We start from the raw sequence: 24,104 nt of genomic DNA on the forward strand, positions 1-24,104 counted from the left end.
GGCCCGGCACGACTGGTCCATCACCTCCCTCGCCCAGTCCTGGGTGACCACCCCCGCCTCCCAGCAGGGCGTGATCATCAAGATGGCCGACGAGACCGCCACGCAGGAACGCACCCTGTTCCTGTCCTCCGAAGGCACCGAACAGCGGCTGCGCCCGCGGATCGTGGTCACGTACATCGACTCCACCACCGAGTCCACGTACTACGCGCCGCAGACCCCCGCGCGCATGACCCCGAACAGCGACTACACCGTCGACTTCACCCTCACCAACACCACCGCCGCCACGTGGAGCGCGGCCTCCCACGTCCTCACCTACAAGTGGGCCCTGCCTGACGGCACCGACGTCACCAACGGCGGCAACCAGGTCCACACCCCGCTGCCGAAGGACGTCGTCCCCGGCGACACCGTCGACGTCAAGGCGCAGGTCAAGACGCCGATCAACTCGGACAACGGCAACAAGCGCACCGACTACGTCCTGACCTGGGACGTCTACAACAAGACCACCGGCACCTGGGTCTCCGGCTCTTCCGGCACCACGGGTCTGACGCAGAACGTGGCGGTCGAGGACCCCACCTCCAACCAGCTGGGCCTCGAGAAGTTCTACGCCTACGCCGGCAAGAACACCGGCGCCGGATCCAGCCTGCTGACCAACCTGTCGGCCGGCAACGCCGTTTGGCAGTACAACGCGTTCACCAACCCGGGCCGTGGTCTGACGACGTCCGCACGGTTCGCGTACAACAGCCAGGACACCTCCGACACGGTCCTCGGTCATGGCTGGTCCGCCCAGTTCTCGGGTATCAACCGGCTGGGCGCGCCGCTGGACTTCCGGCCGAACCCGAACCCTACGGAGGTCCGTCTCCCGGACGGCGACGGCACGACCCACGTCTTCCGCAAGCAGCCCGACGGCTCCTGGAAGGCCCCGGCCGGCGTCCACTTCCGGCTGACGCCGAAGCCCGGCCTGGACTGCACCCCGGCCAAGGACGCCGTGCCGGACGCCTGGACGATGACCCGGCCGGACGGCACCCGGTACCTGTTCGGCTGCGACGGCTACCTGACCTCGGTCGTGGAGCGGAACGGCAACACGCAGACGTACACGTACGAGGAGCGCAAGTCCAACAACAAGCCGGTCAAGTTCCTCAAGTACATCACCGACCCCGCAGGGCGTTCGTCCCTGACCGTCGAGTACTTCAAGAAGGGCGACGGCTCCTACCAGTACATCGACGGCGCCCAGAACGTGGCGACGGGTTCGAACCTGACGAACTCGAAGATCTACGACCACGTCAAGTCGATCACCGACATCACCGGAACCGGCTCCGGCGCCACCGCCCGAAAGATCTCGTTCCTCTACACCACGCAGGGCCTGCTCGGCCGCATCACCGACGGTGACGGCTCGGCGCAGCCCAAGGTGTTCAAGTTCCGCTACGACTCCACCCAGGGCAACAAGAACGCCAAGCTGGTCGAGGCCACCGACCCGCGGGGCAACGGCACGTCGCTGGACTACTACTACCCCAGCGAGAGCGAGGACCCCAAGGACCACTGGCGCGCCCAGGTCGTCACCGACCGGCTCGCCGGCGCCACCGCCTTCGACTACGCGCCCAACACGGCGAACCCCGCGTTCACCGAGGCGTCCGTGACGGACGCGGAGGGGCACGCGACGCACTACACGCTGGACGACTTCGCCCGGCCGGTGCGCACCACGAACGCCAAGTCCGAGACCACCAGGATGACGTGGGACGCGGACAACAACGTCAGCGTGCTGGAGGAGGCCAACGGGGCGAAGACGGCTCACTGCTTCGACCCGAAGACCGGTTACCCGCTCTGGGAGCGGGACGCCGAGAGCAACAAGGCGGGTGTGCCCGCCCAGAGTGAATGCGCTGTCGGCCAGAAGCCGGCGAACGCTGTGGTCTACGAGTACCAGACCCGTGGCGACGGCTACGCCGCCGACATGTTCCGCAAGACCTCGGCCGAGGGGCGGACCTGGAAGTACGGCTACGACTGCTTCGGGAACCTGAAGACGGTCACCGACCCCAAGGGGACGGCCACTTGGACCGCGGGCCAGTGCGCGCCCACGACCAGTGGCTACACCACCTCCTACGCCTACGACGCGTACGGTCAGCTGACCACGACGACCGACGCCAACGGCAACACGACGGTCAACTCGGACTTCGACCCGAACGGGTACCCGAAGACGATCACCGACCCGTATCTGAAGGCGACCGCGTTCGTCCACGACGACCGCGGCCAGGTCACCTCGGTCACGGACGCGCTGGGCAGGACGAGCACCCAGACCTACGACACCTTCAAGCGTCCGCTGGACAAGAAGGTGCCGAAGGACCAGGCCGCCGGTGACTTCATCACCACGGCGGCCCCGGAGTACGACGCCAACGACAACGTCACCAGGGCCGTCGCGCCGACCGGCGCCGTGTCCTCGGCGGTCTACGACGCGGCCGACCGGGTCACGCAGGCCACGGCTCCGGACAACAACAACACCGGACGCAAGAGCACTTACACCTACGACAAGGTCGGCAACCTCAGGACCACGACTCAGCCGAAGGGCACGGCCACCACGGGGGACACCACCGACTACGTCACCACCACGACCTATGACGCGATCTACCAGCCCGTCTCCGTCGTGGACGCCAAGGGCGGCAAGCTCTCCTTCGTGTACGACGCCGTCGGCAACCGGGTGACGTCGATCGACCCGAAGAAGAACGCGACGGCCGACGCCGCCGACTACACCACCAAGACCGAGTACGACCTGAACCACCGGCCGGTCAAGATGATCGACGCGATCGGCAAGTACACCACCACCGGCTACGACAAGGACTCCCTGGTCGTGGCCGTCACGGACCAGGAGGGCAACAAGACCGAGACGGTCCACGACGAGCGGGCCGTGGTCGTCGAGCAGAAGGTGCCGTACGACGCCACCACGATCCGCTCGACGAAGTACGAGTACGACCAGGTCGGCAACCGGACCAAGGTCGTCACCCCGCGCGGCGTCAACTCGGCGAACACCGAGGACTTCACCCACCGCACGGAGTACGACAAGCTCAACCGGCCGGTGAAGCAGTTCCAGCCGTACGACCCCACGGACAACTACCAGCGCACGGGCGACGTCTACACCCAGACGGTGTACGACGAGGTCGGCCGGGTGGCCAGGACGTCACTGCCGCCGGCGGGCGAGGCAGAGCGCATCGACACCGTCTACGCCTACTACGACAACGGCTGGATCAAGGACTCCACGGACCCGTGGGGCATCAAGGCAAGCTACGACTACGACGATCTGGGCCGGCAGGAGAAGCGGACGCTGACCGGCGCGGGCGGCGCGTCGCAGCGCACCATGGGCTGGTCGTACTACCCGGACGGGTCCATGCGGACCCGCACGGACGCCTCCGCGAGCGTCCCGGCCGACCGGTCCTTCGCCTACGACTACGACCTGAACGGCAACCTGGACTCGGTCGACGAGACCGATCGCGGCACGACGACGCCCGACGTGTACAAGCTGACGTACACCGGGCTCGACGAGGTCGCCACGGTCCGGGAGGCGCTGGCCGGCCAGGAGCCGAAGACCACCTCCTACGCCTACGACGTCAACGGCCTGCTCGACACCATCGGCCACCCGCAGCAGCACTCGAAGTTCGAGTACGACCTGCGGGACCTGGTGAAGACGGTCACGGTGGGCCAGACGCCGACGGACCCGCAGCCGGACGTCACGCAGTACGCGTACACCGACCGCGGCCTGCGCGCCACCATCACCAAGGTCAACAACCGCAACACCGTCGACTACACCTACTACGCCAACGGCCAGGTGCGCACCGCCAAGGAGCTCAAGGCCAACGGCTCCACGGTCTCCTCGCACTCCTACGACTACGACGCCAACGGCAACAAGAGCAAGGACACCGCCCAGGTGCTGGGCGCCTCCGGCGCCGGGCTCATGTCGTCCCAGACCGTCTACACCTATGACCCGGTCGACCGGATCAGGGAATCGGACCGGACGGGCAGCAAGCCCCGGACGGAGCAGTACTGGCACGACGACAACTCCAACGTCACCAAGCAGCTGTTCCTCCAGACCTCGGAGCTGACCGAGTTCTACTTCCGGAAGAACAGGCTGAGTTCCTCCTCGAACCTCGTCGACTCCTCGGCCATCTACGACTACGACGCCTTCGGCCGGCTGAACTCCGTCAGCCGCGACGGCGGCAAGGTCGTGGAGCAGAACGTCTTCGACGGTTTCGACCGCCTGACCAGCACCGTCCGCTCGGAGGGGGAGAAGACCACCACCACGGACTACCGCTACGACGCGCTCGACCGCACGGTCGAGAAGAGCGTCGATGACGCCTGGACGGAGGAGTACAACTACCTGGGCCTGTCGGGAGAGGTCCTCAGCGAGGAGCTCGACGGAACCCTCTCCAAGAGTTACGCGTACGGCCTGGGAGGCGAACGCCTCTCCCAGATCAACCACCTGAGCGGTGACACGGGTTACTACAGCTACAACAGCCACGGCGACGTCGAGGCGATGACCTACTACACCGGTGACCCCTCCTCCACCTACGGCTACAGCGCCTACGGCCAGGAGGTCAGGGACCAGTTCACCGGTCTGGACGCTCTGGTGGAGCCCGGCCACGAGCCGACGAACCCGTACCGGTTCAACGGCAAGCGCTGGAACGCCCAGTCGGGCACCTACGACATGGGCTTCCGTGACTACGACCCGGCCACGACCCGCTTCATCAGCCGGGACATGTACAACGGCGCCGCGGCCGACATGAGCCTGGGCGCCGACCCGGCAACCTCCAGCCGCTACGCCTTCGCCGCGGGCAACCCCGTCAACAACATCGAGCTGGACGGGCACGAGTCCTGCGACGTCGGCTGCCAGGCACGGAGCCAGTACCGGATGGACGGGGTGGAACCGATCATCCCCGACCCGGAGTACCTCGAGTTCAACATCCAGAGCCACGACGGCAGCACCGGTCTCGAGGGCTGGCTCGACCTCTCGGCGATCGCCAAGGAGCTCTCCGGCTGGGCCGACTTCTCGAAGTGCGCCGACCGTCCGGCCTTCGGGCAGTGCAGCCTCGCCATGGCTGCGGTCTTCCCGTTCGGCAAGGGGGCCAAGGCGGCCAAGTACCTCGACGAGGCGGCCGACTCGATCAAGCCGACCTATGTCTGGCGGCCCGGTCGGGAGGGTGTCGACGACGGCATCCAGGGTCCGCTCCCGGAGCACCTGGTCGCCACGTCCGGGGCCGACATCGAGGCCGGCACCTACATCTTCGTGCAGAAGACGGACGGTTCGGTGCGCGCGATGAACGAGGAGCTGTACGAGAGCGGGTACTTCCACCCGGACGCCGACTGGCCGGGCCACACCAGCCTCGCCGACCATGAACCGGTGCTGTTCGCCGGCGGGTTCACGGTCGACGCGGACGGCACGGTCCTGAAGATGGGCAACGGCTCAGGCCACTACATGCCCGGCAGCTACGACAAGTTCTACCGGGACAACGCGGGCGACTACGCACCGCTGGAGCACGTGGCCGGCCGGGCGTTGCACGGCTTCGGACTGAAGGTCACCGAGAACACCGTCTGGGACCCCTGGGACGTCCGGAATCTGTCGTCCCGGTGATGTGAGGACAAGGGCGCGGCTTCCGGCGCGCCGGTGGCATCCAGCCATCGGCGCCCGGGGGCCGCGCCCTTCTCCCGTCCCGAAATCAACGCGCATCTCCCTCGACATAAGGTGGCGTCATGGCCGATCACCCGAACTTCGGCGACCTTCTGACCCGACTGCTGCAGCACCGCCGGATCGACGTCGCAGGGCTGTCGTCGGCGTCCGGCATCCCGGAGGGCGAACTCCGAGCCGTGGTGGGGGGCACGCCCCCGTCGTCCCGGCAGCTGGACGCCCTCGCTCCCGCCCTCGGCTTCCACCCCGAGGATCTGTACGTGATCGCCGGTGGCCCCGTGCCGGAAGACCGTACGCCGAGGGACCCGGCGGCGGGGTCCGCGACCGTGAGCCTGATCAAGATCACCACGGCGCTGCCGCCGGACCAACGGGCCCGTGTCCACCGGCTGGTCGACGGGCTGCGCCCGGAACCGCGCGTCGGTCCGCAGGAGCCGCTACGGGCCTACGACCCGGAACGGGGCGGCTTCGGCGCGCTGCTCGTCAATCTGCTGTGCGGCAACCGGCTCGGGAACTCCGTGCCCAGCGCCGCCAAGGCCCTCGCCCTGCTGACCCACGGCCGGGTGTACCTGGCCGCCTCCACCGTCAACGGCATCGGCCAGGGCCGCGTCCCGCTGACCGCGGACCTGGTGACCGGTTTCGCGGTCACCCTCGGCATGCAGCCCGGCGACCTCGCCGCCCTCACGGGAGTCGAGCTCCCGGAGCCTCCCCGGCCGGCGGACCCGCTGACGGAGGAGATGGCCGGACTGCTGTGGGACTGCCGCCGCCTCACGGCGGAGCAGGCCGAGCACGCGTGCGAGGCGGCGTCCTCCCTGCTCGTGGCCGTGCCCGAGGACGCTCCGGAGGAGGACTGGAACCGCGTCCATCGCCACCACGGGACATGGTGGGGCGCGCCGAGGCGATGAAGCCGAGGCGGTGAACCTGCCCCGGACCGGTCCCTGCGCGGGTCCGGTCCGGGCCGGCCGGCGGTCAGCGTGTTGCGATGACGACCGTCGCGTAGAGGTCCTCGTCGGTGACCACCCGCGGCGTCAGGCCCGCCGCGGCCAGTGCGTCGAGGGCCGGGCCGCACTGCTGCTCGCTGGTCTCCGTCAGCAGCGATCCGCCCGGCGCCAGCCAGGCGGCGGCCTCCGCGGCCACCCGGCGCAGCACGTCCAGACCGTCCGCGCCGCCGTCCAGCGCCACCAGCGGCTCGTGCACCCGGGCCTCCGTCGGGAGGAGGCCGACCTCGCCGGACGGCACATAGGGCACGTTCGCGACCAGGACGTCGACCCGGCCGCGCAGCTCCCGCGGCAGCGGGGCGAACAGGTCGCCCTCGTACACCCGGCCCCCGCGCGGCTCCACGTTGCGCCGTGCGCAGCGCACCGCCGCCGGCTCGATGTCCGAGGCGTGCACCTCCGCGTCCGGCACCGCCTCCAGCAGCACCGCGGCGGCCGCGCCGGAGCCGCAGCACAGATCGACGCAGACCGCCCCCGCCCGGGCCAGGCCCACGGCCTGCCCGGCCAGGAACTCGGTGCGCCGGCGCGGTACGAACACCCGCGGATCGACCTCGACCCGCAGCCCCGCGAACTCCGCCCAGCCCACCACGTGCTCCAGCGGCAGCCCCGAGGCCCGCTGTTCGACCATCAGGTCCAGCTCGGCCGTACCGGCCGCCGCCGCGCGCAGCAGCTCCGCCTCTTCCTCGGCGAAGACACAGCCCGCGGCCCGCAGCCGTTCGACCACCCCCAGGTCAGACAAGCTGGGCCTCGATGGCCGCCACGAGCTCCGGGGCCTCCGGCTCGGTGCGCGGACGGAAGCGGGTGACCGTGCCGTCGCGGCCGACGAGGAACTTCTCGAAGTTCCACTGGATGTCGCCGGCCTCGCCCTCGGCGTCCACGACCTGCGTCAGCTCCGTGTACAGCTGGTGCCGCTCCGCGCCGTTCACGTCCGTCTTCTCCAGCAGCGGGAAGCTCACGCCGTACGTGGTCGAGCAGAAGGTCTGGATCTCCTCCGCGCTGCCCGGCTCCTGGCCCGCGAACTGGTTGCAGGGCACGCCGAGCACGGTGAAGCCGCGCTCCCCGTACTCCTTCTGCAGCCGCTCCAGACCGGCGTACTGCGGGGTCAGCCCGCACTTGGAGGCGACGTTGACCACCAGGACGGCACGGTCGCGGTAGTCGGCCAGGGAGACGGGCTCGCCGGCCAGGGTTTTCAGCGGAATCTCGTACAAGCTCATGGACAGCTCCTCGTGGACGTCCCCGACATGGGGTTTGATCTCAACATGGGAGAAGAACCGCTGGCAATCGAGATCGATTCCGCACCCGGCGACCCGGGAGCCCGCCGCGTCCGGTGCCGGCTCTGCGGCCGCCCGCTCACCGGCGCCGCGTCCCGCCGCACCCGCCTCGGTCCCTCCTGCGACGCCAAGCTGCACCCGCCGGGCCCGGAGATCCGGACCCGGCGGCACGAGGTCGAGCAGGACACCCTGCCCGGGGTCTAGGGCCTGTCCGGCGCATCATGGCCGGGGCCGCGACGCCTGGCACGGCACCTCGCCGCGTTACCGAAACGCCCCAATAGCTCCGCTATCGAGGCGCTCCGGCGCCTTGCGATGCACCGCACCAGACGCCGCGGCCTGTCCGACCCTGATCCGCCGGACAGGCCCTAGCGAACAGCCCCGCTCCCGGCCCCATGGGCAGCCTCCGCGAGGTCCTGCCAGGCCTGCCAGGAGCCCAGGCGGTCCGCGTAGATCTGCGGGAGCATGTCGTTGCCGTGCCGGCCGAAGAAGACCCGCAGGGGCGGGTTCTCGGCATCGACGAGCCGCAGCAGCGCCTGTCCCGCGGCCGCCGGGTCGGCCTCGTCGAGGGCCTTCGCGGCCTCGGCAAAGCCCTCGCGCAGCCCCTGGTACAGCGGGTCGGCGTCCGCCTGCACGGCGCCGGCGATCGCCTCGGTGGCGTAGGAGCCGGGCTCGACCAGCGTCACCTTGATCCCGAAGGCGGCGACCTCCTGGGCCAGGGACTCGCTCAGGCCCTCCAGGGCCCACTTGGAGGCGTGGTACCCGCCGCCCATCGGCATCGCCATGACGCCGCCCACCGAGGAGATCTGGCGATGTGCCCGCCTCCGCCCTGCGCCCGCAGCAGCGGCAGCGCGGCCTGGACCACCCACACCGGGCCGAGCAGATTCGTCTCCAGCTGGTCCCGCAGCTCCCGCTCGCCCAGCTCCTCGACCGCGCCGAACAGGCCGTAGCCCGCGTTGTTCACGACGACGTCGAGCCGGCCGAAGTGCTCTGCGGCCCGCCGTACGGAGCCGTGGACGGCGGCCCTCTCGGTCACGTCCAGCTCCAGCGGGAGCACCGCGTCGCCGTACGCGCCGACCAGACCGTCGAGGCGGGCGGCGTCACGGGCGGTGGCGGCCACCCGGTCGCCGCGGGACAGGGCCGCCTCGACGAAGGCGCGACCCAGGCCGCGCGCGGAGCCGGTGACGAACCAGACCTTGCTCATGATGGACTTCCGTTCCTTCCGGAGTGTCGCTGACGCCCACCGGACACCGCACCCCGCCGCCCTGTGACAGCCCTCCTATAGTTTGCGGAAGAGTCCCTCCTGGACCACCGACACCAGCAGCCGGCCCTCACGGTCGTAGATGCGGCCGCGGGCCAGACCGCGGCCGCCCGTGGCGATCGGGGACTCCTGGTCGTACAGGAACCACTCGTCGGCGCGGAACGGGCGGTGGAACCACATCGCGTGGTCCAGAGACGCCATGTCGAAGCCGCGCGGACCCCACAGCGGCTCGACGGGGATCCGTACGGCGTCGAGCAGGGTCATGTCGGAGGCGTACGTCAGCGCGCAGGTGTGCACCAGCGGGTCGTCGCCCAGCGGGCCGACCGCGCGCATCCACACCGCGCTGCGCGGGTCCGCGCCTCTGACCTCGTCCTTCGTCCAGCGCAGCCGGTCCACGTACCGGATGTCGAAGGCCATCCGCCGGGCCATCCGGTCCAGCGACTCCGGCAGCGCGCCGAGATGGTCGCGGATCTCGTCCGCGAGCCGCGGCAGGCTCTCCGGGTCGGTGAGGTGCCGCGGCGGCAGCTGGTGCTCGAACGCCGACTCCTCGGGCCGGTGGAAGGAGGCCGTCAGGTTGAAGATCGTCCGGCCCTCCTGGACGGCGGTGACCCGGCGGGTGGTGAACGACCGCCCGTCCCGCACCCGCTCCACCTGGTACACGATCGGCACGCCCGGGCGGCCAGGCCGCAGGAAGTAGGCGTGCAGCGAGTGCACCGGCCGGTCGCGGTCCGTCGTCCGCCCGGCCGCGACCAGCGCCTGCCCGGCGACCTGCCCGCCGAAGACCCGCTGCAGCGACTCCTGCGGGCTGCGGCCGCGGAAGATGTTCACCTCGATCTGCTCCAGATCGAGCAGGTCCACGAGCCTCTCGGCGGGGTTGGTCACCGTCGTCCTCCTCCAGGAGCGTCTACAGCAGGCCCACGGCCGTCACAGCTGGCCCACGGCCGTCACCCGTACGACCGCCCGGCCCTCCTCGTCGGAGGCGGCCAGGTCCACCTCCGCGCTGATGCCCCAGTCATGGTCGCCGTTGGGGTCCGCGAACGTCTGCCGGACGCGCCACAGACCGTGCTCCGGGTCCTCCTCGATGGACAGCAGCTTCGGGCCGCGCGCGTCCGGGCCGGTGCCCAGGTCCTCGTACTCGTCCCAGTACCCGTCCATCGCCTCGCCCCAGGCGTCCGCGTCCCAGCCCGACTCGGCGTCCAGCTCGCCCAGCTCGGCGACGTTGTCGAGGGCCGCCAGCTCCACCCGGCGGAACATGGCGTTGCGCACCAGCACCCGGAAGGCGCGGGCGTTCGCGGTGACCGGCTTGACCTGGTCGGCCTTCTCCTGGGCCTCCTCGGCGCTCTCCAGCTCCGGGTTCGCCAGCTGCTCCCACTCGTCGAGCAGCGAGGAGTCCACCTGCCGGACCATCTCGCCCAGCCACTCGATGAGGTCCTCGAGGTCCTCGGTCTTCAGATCGTCCGGGATCGTGTGGTCCAGCGCCTTGTACGCGCTCGCCAGATAGCGCAGCACGATGCCCTCGGTCCGCGCCAGCTCGTACCAGGACGTGAACTCCGTGAAGGACAGGGCCCGTTCGTACATGTCGCGGATGACGGACTTCGGCGAGACCGGATGGTCGCCGACCCACGGGTGCGACTTCCGGTAGACGTTGTACGCGTGCCACAGCAGCTCTTCGAGCGGCTTCGGGTACGAGATGTCCTGGAGCCGCTCCATCCGCTCCTCGTACTCGACGCCGTCCGCCTTCATCTGCCCGACGGCCTCGCCGCGCGCCTTGTTCTGCATGGCGGCCAGGATCTGGCGCGGGTCGTCCAGCGTCGACTCCACGACCGACACCATGTCGAGCGCGTACGACGGGGACTCCGGGTCCAGCAGGTCGAACGCGGCCAGCGCGAACGTCGACAGCGGCTGGTTCAGCGCGAAGTCCTGCTGGAGGTCGACGGTGAGCCGGATGGTGCGGCCCTCCGCGTCCGGGGTGTCCAGCTGCTCCACCACGCCGCCGTCGAGCAGGGAGCGGTAGATCGCGATCGCCCGGCGGATGTGCCGCAGCTGGTTCTTCCGCGGCTCGTGGTTGTCCTCCAGGAGCTTGCGCATCGCCTCGAAGGCGTTGCCCGGCCGGGCGATCACCGAGAGCAGCATGATGTTCGTGACCTTGAAACGGGAGGTCAGCGGCTCCGGCTCGGAGCCGATCAGCTTCTCGAAGGTGGTGTCGCTCCACGCGACGAAGCCCTCCGGGGCCTTCTTGCGGACCACCTTGCGGCGCTTCTTCGGGTCGTCGCCGGCCTTCGCCAGCGCCTTCTCGTTCTCGATGACGTGCTCGGGCGCCTGCGCCACCACGAGACCGGCGGTGTCGAAGCCGGCCCGACCGGCGCGGCCGGCGATCTGGTGGAACTCCCGGGCCCGCAGCGTGCGCACCCGGTTGCCGTCGTACTTCGTCAGCGCGGTGAACAGCACCGTGCGGATCGGCACGTTCACGCCCACGCCGAGGGTGTCCGTCCCGCAGATGACCTTCAGCAGACCGGCCTGCGCCAGCTTCTCGACGAGCCGGCGGTACTTCGGCAGCATGCCCGCGTGGTGCACGCCGATGCCGTGGCGCACGTACCGCGAGAGGTTCTGGCCGAACTTGGTGGTGAAGCGGAAGTTGCCGATCAGCTCGGCGATCTTGTCCTTCTCCTCGCGCGAGCACATGTTGATGCTCATCAGCGACTGCGCCCGCTCCACGGCCTGCGCCTGCGTGAAGTGGACGATGTAGACCGGCGCCTGCTTCGTCTCCAGGAGCTCGGTCAGCGTCTCGGTGATCGGCGTGAGCTCGTACTCGTACGACAGCGGGACCGGCCGCGTCGCCGAGCGGACCACCGCGGTCGGCCGGCCGGTGCGCCGGGTCAGGTCCTTCTCGAACATCGACACGTCGCCGAGCGTCGCCGACATGAGGACGAACTGTGCCTGCGGCAGTTCGAGGATCGGGATCTGCCAGGCCCAGCCGCGGTCCGCCTCCGCGTAGAAGTGGAACTCGTCCATCACGACCTGGCCGATGTCGGCGTCCTTGCCGTCGCGCAGCGCGATCGACGCCAGCACCTCGGCCGTGCAGCAGATCACCGGTGCGTCCGCGTTCACGGAGGCGTCGCCGGTCAGCATGCCGACGTTCTCGGTGCCGAAGATCTTGCACAGGTCGAAGAACTTCTCCGACACCAGCGCCTTGATCGGCGCGGTGTAGAAGGTGACCTGGTCGTTCGCAAGCGCCGCGAAGTGCGCACCCGCCGCGACCAGCGACTTCCCGGAGCCGGTCGGGGTCGAGAGGATCACGTTCGCCCCCGAGACCACCTCGATCAGCGCCTCCTCCTGGGCCGGGTAGAGCGTGATTCCCCGGCCCTCCGCCCATGAGGAGAAGGCCTCGAAGAGGGCGTCGGGGTCGGCGGTCGCAGGCAGCTGATCGATAAGGGTCACGCCCCCATCTTGCCTGGATTCCCCCCGGATGAGGGAACCGGCCGTCGGCCCGAAGATCGCGGAGGATACGATGCCCCGTCGACCGGTCGTCAACTGAGCGCCGGCGTACGACGAATGGGGCGGGAACGACCATGATGGGACCGGCGCACTCGCTGTCGGGAGCGGCGGCCTGGCTGGGCGTGGGGGCGGCCGCGGCCGGCTTCGGACACCCGATGCCGTGGCCGGTGCTGGTGGTCGGCGCGCTCATCTGCGCGGGCGCGGCGCTCGCGCCGGACCTCGACCACAAGTCCGCGACCATCTCGCGGGCCTTCGGGCCGGTCTCGCGGGGCCTGTGCGAGATCGTCGACAAGCTGTCGTACGCGGTGTACAAGGCGACCCGCTCCACGGCCGACCCGCGCCGCTCCGGCGGCCACCGCACCCTCACCCACACCTGGGTGTGGGCGGTGCTGATCGGCGCCGGCGCGTCCGCGGCGGCGGTCACCGGCGGCCGCTGGGCCGTGCTCGCGATCCTCTTCGTGCACCTCGTGCTCGCCGTCGAGGGCCTGCTGTGGCGGGCCGCGCGGATGTCCAGCGACGTGCTCGTGTGGTTGCTCGGCGCGACCAGCGCGTGGATCCTCGCGGGCGTCCTCGACAAGCCCGGCAGCGGCGCCGACTGGCTGTTCACCGGTCAGGACTACCTGTGGCTGGGCCTGCCGATCGTGCTGGGCGCGCTGGTGCACGACATCGGCGACGCGCTGACCGTCTCCGGCTGCCCGATCCTGTGGCCGATCCCCGTGGGCCGCAAGCGCTGGTACCCGATCGGCCCGCCCAAGGCGATGCGGTTCCGGGCCGGCTCCTGGGTGGAGCTGAAGGTGCTGATGCCGGCGTTCATGCTGCTCGGCGGTGTGGGCGGGGCGTCCGCGCTCGGCTACCTGTAGGGGAGCGGCGGCATGGGGATTCTCGATCTGTTCCGCGGCGGCGCGAGCTCCCGCAGTCCGCGGATTCTGGAGCAGCGGATCCGCACCGCTCACGCCCTGAGCGGCCAGGGGCGGCACGCGGAGGCCGAGGAGGGGCTGCGTGCGGTGATCCGCGACGCCCGGCACCTGTTCGGGGCGACGCACCCGGTGATGGTCTCGGCGCGGCTCACCCTCGTCGCGACGCTGCACGCGGACGGCCGCTTCACGGAGGCGGAGGACGAGGCCCGCGCGATCGCCGCGACGCGCACGCACCTGCCGGACGACGCGCTGCAGGTACACGTCCTGGGGCTCGCGGAGATGGTGCGGAGTCTGCGCGGAGGGCGCGAGGAGGCGGTCGCCGCGTACGACGTACTGCTGCCCCGGATGACCCGGATCAACGGGCCCGAGCACCTGTGGACCCTCCAGCTGCGCACCAACCGCGCCGCTGCGCTCGCCCAGCTCGGCCGGCATGCGGAGGCCGAAGCGGAGGCCCTCGCGGTCGCCGCCTGCGCCGACCGGCTCCGGGCGCCCGACGCCACCATGCCCTGGCTCGCGGCGAGCACGGTGCTCGCGGCCGCGCTGAACGGCTCCGGCCGTCACGCGGAGGCCGAGTCCGTGGCCCGCGGGGCCCTGACGCAGGCCGTCCGGGCCGCTTCCGCACCCGGCGTCACGCGCACGCTGCCGGTCCTCGGGGCCGGCCTCGCCCGGGCGCTCTCCGGCCAGGGCCGCCACGACGAGGCGCTGGCCGAGGTGACCACGGCCCGCCTCTACGACACGGGCGCCCAGGCCGCCGACACGGGCCTGACCGACCTCGCGGTGGCCCGCGCCCTGCACGGCCTGGGCCGCACGGCGGAGGCACGGGCGGAGGCCGCGCGGGCTCTGGAGTCCTGCACGGCGGTCTTCGGCCCGGACCACGAGCGCGCCGTCGAGGCGCGGGAGCTGCTGGAGTCCGCGGCAGCGCGGTGAGGCGACGCCGGTCGTTCGTGGCCGGCCCGGCCGTCTGGCCATTCCGTCCCGCAGCGTCCATGATGTCCCCTCACGCACGCCGACGGACCGTCAGAAGTCCGTCGGTTTCCGATCGTTGGACTGGGGGGTCCTCATGAACGGACGGGGAATACGGCACGCGCACGGCACGAGACGGGGGATCACGGCGGCGCTGACCGCGCTCGCCGCGGTGGCCGTGGCCGTACCGGCGGGCACAGTGGCGGCGGAGGCGGCCGCGCGGCCGTGTGTGCCGTCGATCAAGCAGCTGCGCACTTTGACGCCCACGGGCGGGGGCGCGGTCAGCGACCTCGGCCGGCGCGGACTGTCCGTCGGGCAGTCGGACGGGAAGCCGGTCTACTGGCGCGGCGACCGGGTGCGGCAGGTGCCGCTGCCCGCGGGCTACACGGGCGGAACGGTCGCCGCGGTGAACCGGCACGGCCTGATGGCCGGCACGTTCACCGCGCCGGGACGCCCGCCCGCCGCCTTCAGCTACCGCGCGGGTGCGCGCACCGCGACGCTGCTGCCGGGCGGCGGGACCGTACGGGACATCAACGCCTCCGGGCGGATCGTGGGGCAGCGGCAGGACGGCGACACCCTCGTCGGCGTCGAGTGGCAGGGCCGCACGGTCCGCCGCGAGCTCGCGCTGCCCGCGCACGTCCGGCTGGAGGAGATCGGCGGGATCAACGACGCCGGGCAGATCGTCGGCCACGGGTACGGCTGGGACGCGGACGGCGCCGGCTACTACCCGGCCCTGATGTGGAGCGCCGACGCGACGGCCGCGGCGGTCGAACTGCCGCCGCTGTACCCCGGCGACACGTACACCACCTACCAGCCCCGCGAGATCGACGAACGCGGCCGGATCGTCGGGGTCTTCACGTACTCACGGGCCCTGGAGTCCTCGGGCCTGCTCTGGACCCCGCCGTACGCCGAGGACCCCCGCTACCTGCCCACCGCCGGGCGCCGCACCGCGGGCGTCCTGGAGGACCTCAGCCCCACGACCGGGGCGGCGGTCGGCACCGCGGCGGACTCCACGATCACCGGCCCCTGGCCCCCCGAGACGGCCCCGCCGCCCCAGGCCCAGTACTGGCCCGGCACCGGCCCCGTCCTCGCCCTGCCGCGCCTCGCCGCCACCGGCCTCTCGGGCGCCTACGCGGTGGACGACCGCGACCGCGTGGCCGGCCGCGCCGCCGACGCCACGGGCCGCATCCACCCCGTCATCTGGACCTGCGCCTCGAAACAGGCCTACGACCCGCCGACGGGCTCGTAGGGGCTCTGCCTCGGCGCCGGGGCCGTTCACCGCCCGAACGCGCTGACGCCCAGTGCCGCGGCGGCGATCACGAGCATCAGCGTTCCGGCGAAGGCCCTCCCTCCCTTCAGCGCGGCGTTCGGAAGGCTCTCGCCGGCCCGGATGCCGAGGAAGGCGGTCGCGGCGCCGACGAGTCCGGCCAGGACGAGGGCGAGCACCGCGCCCAGGACGGCAAGGACGAGGTGCGTGCGGGTGAGGTCCACGAGGAGTTCCCTCCGTGAGGTGTGTCGTGTGGTCAGGACCAACCTCGCGGACAGGTCGTCCACCGCCGTTCACTGTGTACGTTGGTGTACAGGGCAGTTCGGACTCCGAACGGGGGCAGACCTTGGCCGGCGAACGGACGGGTGACGAGGCGTCGGAGGCCCTGGCCGAGCTCAAGTCGCGCCTGTCCCGGGCGAAGGACTCCCAGCAGAAGACCGAGCAGTGGCTCACCGAGGTGACCGAACTGTCCCGTGGCGCGGTGCGCGGTTGCCTCGGCGGTCCGACGCTGCCACGCCCGGAGACCGTGAGACGGATGGCCCGTTCCCTGAAGCTCCGCCCCACTGACCCAGGGCCTGCCGGTCCGCCGCCGCTTCACGTCGCGGGAAGCACGCGAACGCCCGAGTCTGCTGCTGCGCGCGGAGCATCAGCAGATCGAGTTCGTCGGTCGTGAACCGGCCCTGAAGTCGCTGCGTGCGTGGCGCGGTGTCCAGGACGGCTCACCGGCCACGGTCTCCGTGCGGCTGCTGCACGGCCCGGGTGGCCAGGGGAAGTCGCGACTGGCCATCCAGTTCGGGACGGAGAGCCGTCGGGACGGCTGGACGGTTCTTGAGGTACGCCACGGGAACGACCACGCGTCCGGAGCGGCCGCAGCGGACCTCCGATCCGGCGAGCACGCCGGTGAGCCGCGCGGAACGCACGGGCAGCTGCTGATCGTGGACTACGCCGAGCGCTGGCCGCAGCAGGATCTCATCGACTTCCTGAGCGACTGCCGGGAGCAGGAGGGCCGACGGGTCCGTGTGCTCCTCATCGCCCGATCCGCGGGAGGATGGTGGAGCACTCCCACCCGTCATCTCACCGACTGGCGGGTCCCGTTCGACGATCTGGCGCTCCTGCCGCTGGAGCAGGACGAAGGTGTGGACCGGCACACCCTCTACGCGCGAGCCTGCGAGTTCTTCGGGTCCGCGCTCGGCACGCAGCCGCCCGGACGACCCCGTGATCTCGGCGCCGACGGGTTCTCCACCGTGCTGTCCGTGCACATGGCCGCCCTGGCCGACACCGAGGCGGCCCGGAGAGGCGAGCTCCCTCCCGGCAGCCGGGCCGGCATCTCGGCCTACCTGATCATGCGCGAACGCGACCACTGGGAGCGGTTGTCGGCATCCGGGCGCGTGTCCATCGGGCCGGACGTGTTCGCGCAGGCGGTGTACACCGCCACGCTCACGGGAGCTCTCCCACCGGCCGAGGCGCTCGTCGCGGTCGGCCGGATCGGTATGGACTCCCACGAACCCGCGGCGAAGGTCATCAAGGACCATGCGGTCGCCTATCCGGCGCACCGGTTCGGGACCGTGCTGCAGCCGCTGCACCCCGACCTGCTCGGTGAGGACTTTCTCGCGCTTCTCCTGCCGACCGAGCCCGCCGTGTCCCCCCTGAGCGACCACTGGGCCATCGAGGCGCCGAGGAGACTGATCACCGGCGACGTACGGAGGGGCGACGACCGTGACGACGACACGCCCTGGGCGAAGTCGACTCTGATCACCCTGATCGAGACCGCGCGCCGCTGGGAACACGTCACCACACGGCAACTGGTCCCGTTGCTGGTTGACCGGCCCAGGTTGTTCCTGCAGGCCGGTTCCGCCGGGATCGCCCGGCTCGCCGACAACCCCTGGATACCCGAGTCCGTGCTCGACCGCTTCGAGGCCGGGCTGCCGATGAAGGACGTCGAGCTCGATGCCGGGGCGGCCGTGCTCACCGAGCGCCTCATGGCGTACCGCCTCGATCGGGCGGGTGACGACGCCTACGCCCGTGCCCGGCTCCACCGGACGTTCGCGCACCGGCTGGACGGGATCGGGGACTACGCGAAGGCCGCTGCGGAGATCCGGAAGGACCTCGAGATCCGGCGACGCTTCCCGGACATGGACGACGGGCAGCGGGCCGAGCTCGCCTTCGGCCTGGACTGGGCCGGGATCTTCTTCCAGCGGAACGGTGACCGCCGCCAGGCGCTCGAAGCCACGAGCGAGGCCGCGGACATCTACCGGGACCTCATGGCGCGCTTCGAGACCGAGGATCCGGAACTGTCCAACCAGTACCGCCGAGACCTGACCTACGCCCTGGCGAACAACGCCGCGCGGTGGCTGCCCGCCGGGGTGCGCCATGAGCTGGCCCTTGAGGGAGTCCGGCACAGCCACGTGGTGATAGGCGAGGGCGATCCCGCCCAGGACGGGGTCGAGCTCGCGGGCTCCCTGCAGAATCTCGGCTGGGCGCTCGTCGAGCTCGGCCGGCTCGACGAGGCGCTGGTGCGCCTGGAGGAAGCCGTGGCCATCAGGCGGGTCCAGACCCAGCGGAACTTCCGCTTCTACGGCCCGCTCCTGGACAGCGCGCTGTACGCGCTCTTCGGGCAGTACCTGCGGGCACGAGCCCTCCCGAAGGCGCACTCCGTGGCCGAAGAGCGCGTACGTGTCCTGCGACGGCTGGCCGAAGCCAATGAGGATCTGTACGGCCACTCACTGGTGGTGGCGGAACGTCACCTGCGCCGGCTGAGCGGGGCAGCCGGGCCCGCACCGAACCCTCCCTGATCGCGCGCCCGCCCGTCACCCGTGCCACGAGTGCCACAGTGCCGCGTACGCGCCGTCGGCGGTCACCAGAGCGGTGTGGCTGCCGAGTTCGGTGATGCGGCCGTCCTCGACGACGGCGATGACGTCGGCGTCGTGGGCGGTGTGGAGGCGGTGGGCGATGGCGACGACCGTGCGGCCGTCGAGGACGCGGGACAGGGAGCGCTCGAGGTTCCGGGCGGCGCGGGGGTCGAGGAGGGACGTCGCCTCGTCGAGGACCAGGGTGTGCGGGTCCGCCAGGACCAGGCGGGCCAGGGCGATCTGCTGGGCCTGTGCCGGGCTCAGCGCCAGACCGCCGGAGCCGACCTCCGTGTCCAGGCCGTCGTCCAGGGCCCGGGCCCAGGCGTCGGCGTCGACCGCGCCCAGGGCCGCCCACAGTTCGGCGTCCTCGGCGCCGGTGCGGGCGAGGAGCAGGTTGTCCCGCAGCGAGCCGACGAACACGTGGTGCTCCTGGTTGACCAGCGCCACGTGCTCCCGCACCCGCTCCGCGGGCATCCGCGCCAGCTCGGCCGCGCCGAGCGTGACCGTGCCCGTGCGCGGGGCGTAGATGCCCGCGAGCAGCCGGCCCAGCGTGGACTTGCCGGCGCCCGACGGGCCGACCAGCGCGAGCCGGGAGCCCGGGGCGACGGCCAGCGACACCTCGTGCAGGACGTCGACGCCCGCGCGGTAGCCGAAGTGGACCTCGTCCGCCCGGACCGCCCGGCCCTCGGGCCGTACCGCGTCGTCGCCGGCGGCCGGCTCGATGTCGCGCACGCCGACGAGGCGGGCCAGCGACACCTGCGCCACCTGCAGTTCGTCGTACCAGCGCAGCACGATCCCGATCGGGTCCACCAGCATCTGCGCGAGCAGCGCGCCGGTGGTCAACTGGCCCACCGTCATCCAGCCGTTGAGGACGAAGGCGCCGCCCAGCATCAGCACCGAGCCCAGCACCAGCATGTGGGTCAGGTTGACGACCGGGAACAGGACGGTGCGCAGGAAGAGCGTGTACCGCTCCCACGCCGTCCACTGCTTGATCCTCCGGTCCGACAGCGCGACCCGGCCCGCACCGAGGCGGTGCGCCTCGATGGTCCGGCCCGCGTCGACGGTCTCGGCCAGCGCGGCGGAGACCGCCGCGTACCCCGCCGCCTCCGAGCGGTACGCCGCGCCAGCCCGCTTGAAGTACCAGCGGCAGCCGACGATGAGCAGCGGTGCGGCGATGACGACCGCCAGGGCCAGCGGCGGCGCGGTCAGCGTCAGGCCGCCGATCAGCAGTCCGCCCCACACCACGCCGATCGCCAGCTGCGGCACTGCCTCGCGCATCGCGTTGGAGAGCCGGTCGACGTCCGTGGTGATCCGCGACAGCAGATCGCCGGTGCCGGCCCGCTCCAGGACGCTCGGCGGCAGGCCCACCGACCGGACGAGGAAGTCCTCGCGCAGATCGGCCAGCATCTCCTCGCCGAGCATCGCGCCGTGCAGCCGCACCAGCCGGACGAACACGGCCTGCACCACCAGCGCGGCCGCGAACAGGCCGACCGTGTAGGTGAGGTGCAGCTCGCGCTCCCCGTCGGCCAGCCGCTCGACGAGCCCGCCGAGCAGGTACGGCCCGACCATCGAGGCCACGACGGCCACCGCGTTCACGCTCACCAGCAGGACGAAGGCCCTGCGGTGGCGGCGCAGCAGCTCCCGTACGTATCCGCGGACGGTCGCCGTCGTGCCGACGGGCAGGGTGGTCGCCGACGTCGGCGCCGCGGGGTCGTACTCCGGCGGTGCGATGCCGATCATGCCGATTCTCCTTCCGCTTCCGCGAGTTCCAGCTCGTCGTCGATCCGGTCGATCCGGTCGATCCGGTCGATCCCGTCAATTCGGTCGGTCTGGTCGAGTCGTTCGCGGTCCGTCGTCTGCCGCGTCGCGAGTTCCTCTTCGGTCTCGCGGGTGACCACGGCCCGGTACCGGGGCTCCGTGCGGAGCAGTGCGCGGTGCGTGCCGACCGCCACGGCCTGCCCCTCGTGGACCAGGACGACCCGGTCCGCGAGGTCGAGCAGCAGCGGGGAGGAGGCCAGCACGACCGTCGTCCGGCCCTGCCGCAGCCGGGCCACGCCCGCCGCGAGCCGCGACTCGGTGTGCGAGTCGACGGCCGACGTCGGCTCGTCGAGCACCAGCACCTCCGGGTCGGTGACCAGCGAACGGGCCAGTGCCAGGCGCTGTCGCTGACCGCCGGAGAGCGAGCGTCCGCGCTCGGTGATCCGGGTGCGCATCGGGTCGCCGTCCGTGTCCACCGACGCCTGCGCCAGCGCGTCGAGCACATCGCCGCACTGCGCCGCGTCCAGCGCCTCGCCCGTCCCGACCTTCCCGGAGGACGGCACGTCCAGGAGGTCCCGCAGCGTGCCCGAGAGCAGCACCGGGTCCTTGTCCTGGACGAGGACGGCGGTGCGGGCGGTGTCCAGCGGCAGCTCGTCCAGCGGTACCGCGCCGAGCAGGACCGAGGCATGCGCCTCGTCCGGCTCCGTCGGATGTCCGCCGAGCCGGTCGGCGAGCCGGCCGGCCGCGTCGGGGTCGCCGCAGACCACGGCGGTGAGCAGCCCGGCCGGGGCGAGGACGCCGGTGGCGGGGTCGTACAGGTCGCCGCCGAGCGCGGCCGCCGGGGTGTCGGTGCGCGCGTCCGAGGTGGTCGTGGTCCGCTTCAGCGACAGCACGCGGGCGGCCCGTTTCGCCGACGGCTTGGAGAAGGAGTACGCCATGGCGATCTCCTCGAAGTGCCGCAGCGGCTGGTACGTGAGCGCCACCATGCCGTACACGGTGACCAGTTCGCCGACCGAGATCCGCCCGTCGAGCGCGAGCCGTGCCCCGTACGCGACGACGGCGAGCAGCAGCAGCCCCGGCAGCACCACCTGGACGGCCGCGATCACCGCCCACATCCGGGCGCTGTGCACGGCGGCCTTGCGGACCTCCTGCGAGGCGGCCCGGTAGCGGTCGAGGAACAGCTCCTCGCCGCCGATGCCGCGCAGCACCCGCAGTCCGGCGACGGTGTCGGAGGCCAGTTCGGTGGCCCGGCCCGCCTTCTCGCGCTGCACGTCGGCGCGCTTGGTGGCGCGCGGCAGCAGCGGCAGCACGGCCAGCGCGAGCACCGGGACGCCCGCGGCGACGACGGCGCCGAGCGCGGGCTGGTACACGAGCAGGCCGACGCAGACCACGACGAGGGCGAGCGCGGCGGCCGCGAAGCGCGAGAGCGCCTCGACGAACCAGCCGATCTTCTCCACGTCGGCCGTGGACACGGCGACGACCTCGCCCGCGGCGACCCGCCGGGTCAGTACGGAGCCGAGCTCGGCGGTCTTGCGGGAGAGCAGCTGCTGCACCCGGGCGGCGGCGGTGATCCAGTTGGTGACGGCGACGCGGTGGAGCATGACGTCGCCCACGGCGATGGCGACGCCGAGCGCCGCGATGAGTCCGCCGGCGAGCGCCAGCCGGCCGCCGCTGCCGTCCACGACGGCCTGGACCGCGAAGCCGACGCCGAGCGGAAGCGCGGCGATGCCGAGCTGGAGCAGCAGGCCCCAGAGCATCGCCTTGACCTGCCCGCCCAGCTGGTTGCGGCCGAGCCACAGGAGGAACCGGGTGCCCGAGCGGACGTCGGGGACCCCTGGATCGGCGTACGGAAGCTCGTGGATCTTCATGACGTCCCAGAGGTCGGTTCTGCTGCGGGGGGAACAACCTCGACAAGGTTCGTCTTCCGGGGAGTGATCGGCAAACGATTTTCCCGCAACTGGGCACAGAACACGCCAAGATCCCACATGGCCCTCTGGACCGCGCCGCCGCTCCCGCGCTTCACTCGCGTGCCATGAGACCTCAGAGGATCATGAGCATGATCAGTGGCCTGGCGCTGGTCGCGGGCGCACTGCTCTCCGCTGCCCCGGCAGCCACCGCCGCGTCACCCGCGGCGCCCGTCCCGCCGGCCGAGTTCGGCAGCGACTGGCACGATCCGGTCACCGCCGCACCGCCCGTCGAGAGGCCCGACACCCGGTCATGCACCGTCACCCTCGCCCAGGCGCAGTTCCGCGACTTCACGCCGTACCGGGGCGACTACGCCCCGCCGAAGGAATGCGGCACACGCTGGGCCAAGGTCGTGCTGCGGCTCGACGGCAGCGTGAAGGGCCGCCAGTACGACCGGCTGGGGTACGTCACCGTCGGCGGCGTCGAGATCCTGCGCACCTCCACCCCGCAGCCCTCGCCCGACGGCATCGCCTGGTCCGTCGAGAAGGACGTCACCCGGTACCGCGACACGCTCGCCCGCCCGCAGTCCGTCGAGATGCTCATCGGCAACGTCGTCAACGAGACCTACACCGGGATCCTCGACGTCAAGGTCACCCTGACCTTCTACGCGGCCCGCGGGACCGTCCGGCCCGCCGCCACCCCGGACAAGGTCCTCCCGCTGGAGAACGCCCGCCTGACCACCCCGCGCAACACCGAACGGATCCTCGCCGAGGTGTACGCCACCGGCTCCGGCGGCGGCTGCGAGGAGTACTGGTACATGACGGCGCCCAACGCCGCCCCGTACTCCTGTCACGCCGACGACGGCCCCTACCGCGAGGTACGGATCGCCGTGGACGGCCGGCTCGCCGGCATCGCCGCCCCGTTCCCGACCGTCTGGACCGGCGGCTGGTCCAACCCCTTCCTCTGGTACGTCACCCCCGGGCCGCGCGCCTTCGACATCCAGCCGGTCGTCTACGACCTCACCCCGTTCGCGGCGCTGCTCAACGACGGCCGCGAGCACCGCGTCGAGGTCTCGGTCGCCGGCGTCCCCGCCGGGCAGACCGGCTGGAGCACCCCCACCAACCTGCTGCTCTGGCAGGACGAGGGGAGCACCGTGGTGACCGGGGGGCTGGACCGCCACGAGGAGTCAGATCCGCGCAACTCCTCGGTGCACACGCCCGGTTCGGAACACCGGCTCGACACGGACGGCGGCCACCGGCTCACCGTGGCCGGCCATCTGAACACCTCGCACGGCCGCGTCGCCACCACCGTCACGCGCAGCCTCGCGAACACCTCCGTCCACCGCTGGACGGAGGGCGAGAACCTCGACGCGCTAGCTGCCGCCTGGACCGACGACGAGTCCGTCACCGTCGGCCGCACCACGACCCGCACCCACCGCACGTACACCATGGACGGCGAGACGACCCTCGGCGCCGACGCACGGCTGCGCACCGTGCTGACCCTCGAGGACCGCGCCGACACCACCGTCGTGCGCAACGGCGAACGGCTGTCCTGGCAGCGGCTCGACGACCGCTACGAGGGCGACGCCACGTACACCACCGGTGTTCCGCGCGACCAGCGGCACGCAGTCGGCACCACGTCCGAGCGCTACCGCGTGTACGGCTCCGCCGGCTGTCACGACCGCTCTCTGAGGACCGTCCAGGGCATGCTGGTCGAGGACCTGCGCCGCTGCTGATCCACGGCTGAAGTCCCGCACCCGGGACCCGC

At 71.5% G+C, this 24,104-nt stretch carries 17 protein-coding genes; 8 read left to right on the plus strand and 9 right to left on the minus strand.

Going from position 1 to position 24,104, the window contains the following annotated elements:
* Window positions 1-5,608: RHS repeat-associated core domain-containing protein (locus ACGFMM_RS17800; protein ID WP_393647281.1), on the plus strand; the 5,608-nt coding region annotated here is incomplete at its 5' end.
* Window positions 5,609-5,727: 119 nt separating this feature from the next.
* On the plus strand, window positions 5,728-6,564 hold the full coding sequence (locus ACGFMM_RS17805; protein ID WP_393647282.1) for a helix-turn-helix domain-containing protein: 837 nt from the start codon (window positions 5,728-5,730) through the stop codon (window positions 6,562-6,564).
* A 64-nt stretch (window positions 6,565-6,628) separates the two neighbouring features.
* On the opposite strand, the gene ACGFMM_RS17810 is transcribed toward ACGFMM_RS17805, so the two are convergent.
* Together ACGFMM_RS17810 and ACGFMM_RS17815 are read right to left on the minus strand one after the other, a co-directional pair.
* A complete protein-coding gene (locus ACGFMM_RS17810) occupies window positions 6,629-7,393 on the minus strand; it encodes a putative protein N(5)-glutamine methyltransferase (protein WP_393647283.1) in 765 nt (254 codons plus the stop codon).
* A complete protein-coding gene (locus ACGFMM_RS17815) occupies window positions 7,386-7,868 on the minus strand; it encodes a glutathione peroxidase (RefSeq protein ID WP_393647284.1) in 483 nt (160 codons plus the stop codon). The genes ACGFMM_RS17810 and ACGFMM_RS17815 overlap by 8 nt, the downstream gene beginning before the upstream one ends.
* Before the next feature lie 45 nt (window positions 7,869-7,913).
* Here ACGFMM_RS17815 and ACGFMM_RS17820 point away from each other — a divergent pair, with 45 nt between their 5' ends.
* The gene (locus ACGFMM_RS17820; RefSeq protein ID WP_393647285.1) at window positions 7,914-8,129 is read left to right on the plus strand and encodes a DUF6011 domain-containing protein; all 216 of its coding nucleotides are present in this window, start codon (window positions 7,914-7,916) and stop codon (window positions 8,127-8,129) included.
* Between the two features lie 161 nt (window positions 8,130-8,290).
* Here ACGFMM_RS17820 and ACGFMM_RS17825 read toward each other — a convergent pair whose 3' ends face one another.
* The 4 genes from ACGFMM_RS17825 to ACGFMM_RS17840 all read right to left on the minus strand — a co-directional run bounded on the left by ACGFMM_RS17825 (window position 8,291) and on the right by ACGFMM_RS17840 (window position 12,621).
* Window positions 8,291-8,707 carry an SDR family NAD(P)-dependent oxidoreductase gene (locus tag ACGFMM_RS17825; RefSeq protein WP_393647286.1) on the minus strand — a complete coding sequence of 139 codons (417 nt, stop codon included), beginning with the start codon at window positions 8,705-8,707 and terminating at the stop codon, window positions 8,291-8,293.
* On the minus strand, window positions 8,650-9,126 hold the full coding sequence (locus ACGFMM_RS17830) for an SDR family NAD(P)-dependent oxidoreductase (protein WP_393647287.1): 477 nt from the start codon (window positions 9,124-9,126) through the stop codon (window positions 8,650-8,652). Before ACGFMM_RS17830 ends, ACGFMM_RS17825 begins: the two co-directional genes overlap by 58 nt.
* Before the next feature lie 75 nt (window positions 9,127-9,201).
* Window positions 9,202-10,065: an acyl-CoA thioesterase gene (locus ACGFMM_RS17835; protein WP_393647288.1), complete on the minus strand. Its 864-nt coding sequence runs from the start codon at window positions 10,063-10,065 to the stop codon at window positions 9,202-9,204.
* A 42-nt stretch (window positions 10,066-10,107) separates the two neighbouring features.
* Complete coding sequence (locus ACGFMM_RS17840; protein WP_393647289.1) at window positions 10,108-12,621, minus strand: DEAD/DEAH box helicase; 2,514 nt, start codon at window positions 12,619-12,621, stop codon at window positions 10,108-10,110.
* Between the two features lie 131 nt (window positions 12,622-12,752).
* Here ACGFMM_RS17840 and ACGFMM_RS17845 point away from each other — a divergent pair, with 131 nt between their 5' ends.
* The 3 genes from ACGFMM_RS17845 (at window position 12,753) to ACGFMM_RS17855 (ending at window position 15,807) form a co-directional block, all read left to right on the plus strand.
* Window positions 12,753-13,538 (plus strand): metal-dependent hydrolase, encoded by a 786-nt coding sequence (locus ACGFMM_RS17845; RefSeq protein ID WP_393647290.1) that lies wholly within the window; start codon window positions 12,753-12,755, stop codon window positions 13,536-13,538.
* Between the two features lie 12 nt (window positions 13,539-13,550).
* A complete protein-coding gene (locus ACGFMM_RS17850) occupies window positions 13,551-14,522 on the plus strand; it encodes a tetratricopeptide repeat protein (protein ID WP_393647291.1) in 972 nt (323 codons plus the stop codon).
* Window positions 14,523-14,655: 133 nt separating this feature from the next.
* A complete protein-coding gene (locus ACGFMM_RS17855; RefSeq protein WP_393647292.1) occupies window positions 14,656-15,807 on the plus strand; it encodes a hypothetical protein in 1,152 nt (383 codons plus the stop codon).
* A 26-nt stretch (window positions 15,808-15,833) separates the two neighbouring features.
* On the opposite strand, the gene ACGFMM_RS17860 is transcribed toward ACGFMM_RS17855, so the two are convergent.
* Complete coding sequence (locus tag ACGFMM_RS17860) at window positions 15,834-16,049, minus strand: hypothetical protein (protein ID WP_393647293.1); 216 nt, start codon at window positions 16,047-16,049, stop codon at window positions 15,834-15,836.
* Window positions 16,050-16,562: 513 nt separating this feature from the next.
* Here ACGFMM_RS17860 and ACGFMM_RS17865 point away from each other — a divergent pair.
* A complete protein-coding gene (locus tag ACGFMM_RS17865; RefSeq protein ID WP_393647294.1) occupies window positions 16,563-18,617 on the plus strand; it encodes a tetratricopeptide repeat protein in 2,055 nt (684 codons plus the stop codon).
* A gap of 15 nt (window positions 18,618-18,632) precedes the next feature.
* On the opposite strand, the gene ACGFMM_RS17870 is transcribed toward ACGFMM_RS17865, so the two are convergent.
* Together ACGFMM_RS17870 and ACGFMM_RS17875 are read right to left on the minus strand one after the other, a co-directional pair.
* Entirely contained in the window at window positions 18,633-20,414 is a 1,782-nt protein-coding gene (locus tag ACGFMM_RS17870; protein WP_393647295.1) for an ABC transporter ATP-binding protein, read from the minus strand.
* On the minus strand, window positions 20,411-22,300 hold the full coding sequence (locus ACGFMM_RS17875; RefSeq protein ID WP_393647296.1) for an ABC transporter transmembrane domain-containing protein: 1,890 nt from the start codon (window positions 22,298-22,300) through the stop codon (window positions 20,411-20,413). Before ACGFMM_RS17875 ends, ACGFMM_RS17870 begins: the two co-directional genes overlap by 4 nt.
* A 164-nt stretch (window positions 22,301-22,464) precedes the next feature.
* On the opposite strand from ACGFMM_RS17875, the gene ACGFMM_RS17880 reads away from it, so the two are divergent.
* Entirely contained in the window at window positions 22,465-24,072 is a 1,608-nt protein-coding gene (locus tag ACGFMM_RS17880; RefSeq protein WP_393647297.1) for a peptide-N4-asparagine amidase, read from the plus strand.
* Window positions 24,073-24,104: the final 32 nt, after the last annotated feature.

It is taken from the genome of Streptomyces sp. NPDC048604, from assembly GCF_043199435.1.
Lineage (GTDB): Bacteria > Actinomycetota > Actinomycetes > Streptomycetales > Streptomycetaceae > Streptomyces.

Coding starts and splice junctions, on each gene's coding strand:
- ACGFMM_RS17820 (WP_393647285.1), top strand. CDS start 7,914: ATGGGAGAAGAACCGCTGGCAATCGAGATCGATTCCGCACCCGGCGAC.
- ACGFMM_RS17875 (WP_393647296.1), bottom strand. CDS start 22,300: ATGAAGATCCACGAGCTTCCGTACGCCGATCCAGGGGTCCCCGACGTC.
- ACGFMM_RS17825 (WP_393647286.1), bottom strand. CDS start 8,707: ATGGCGATGCCGATGGGCGGCGGGTACCACGCCTCCAAGTGGGCCCTG.
- ACGFMM_RS17880 (WP_393647297.1), top strand. CDS start 22,465: ATGAGACCTCAGAGGATCATGAGCATGATCAGTGGCCTGGCGCTGGTC.
- ACGFMM_RS17805 (WP_393647282.1), top strand. CDS start 5,728: ATGGCCGATCACCCGAACTTCGGCGACCTTCTGACCCGACTGCTGCAG.
- ACGFMM_RS17855 (WP_393647292.1), top strand. CDS start 14,656: ATGAACGGACGGGGAATACGGCACGCGCACGGCACGAGACGGGGGATC.
- ACGFMM_RS17845 (WP_393647290.1), top strand. CDS start 12,753: ATGATGGGACCGGCGCACTCGCTGTCGGGAGCGGCGGCCTGGCTGGGC.
- ACGFMM_RS17870 (WP_393647295.1), bottom strand. CDS start 20,414: ATGATCGGCATCGCACCGCCGGAGTACGACCCCGCGGCGCCGACGTCG.
- ACGFMM_RS17850 (WP_393647291.1), top strand. CDS start 13,551: ATGGGGATTCTCGATCTGTTCCGCGGCGGCGCGAGCTCCCGCAGTCCG.
- ACGFMM_RS17815 (WP_393647284.1), bottom strand. CDS start 7,868: ATGAGCTTGTACGAGATTCCGCTGAAAACCCTGGCCGGCGAGCCCGTC.
- ACGFMM_RS17830 (WP_393647287.1), bottom strand. CDS start 9,126: ATGAGCAAGGTCTGGTTCGTCACCGGCTCCGCGCGCGGCCTGGGTCGC.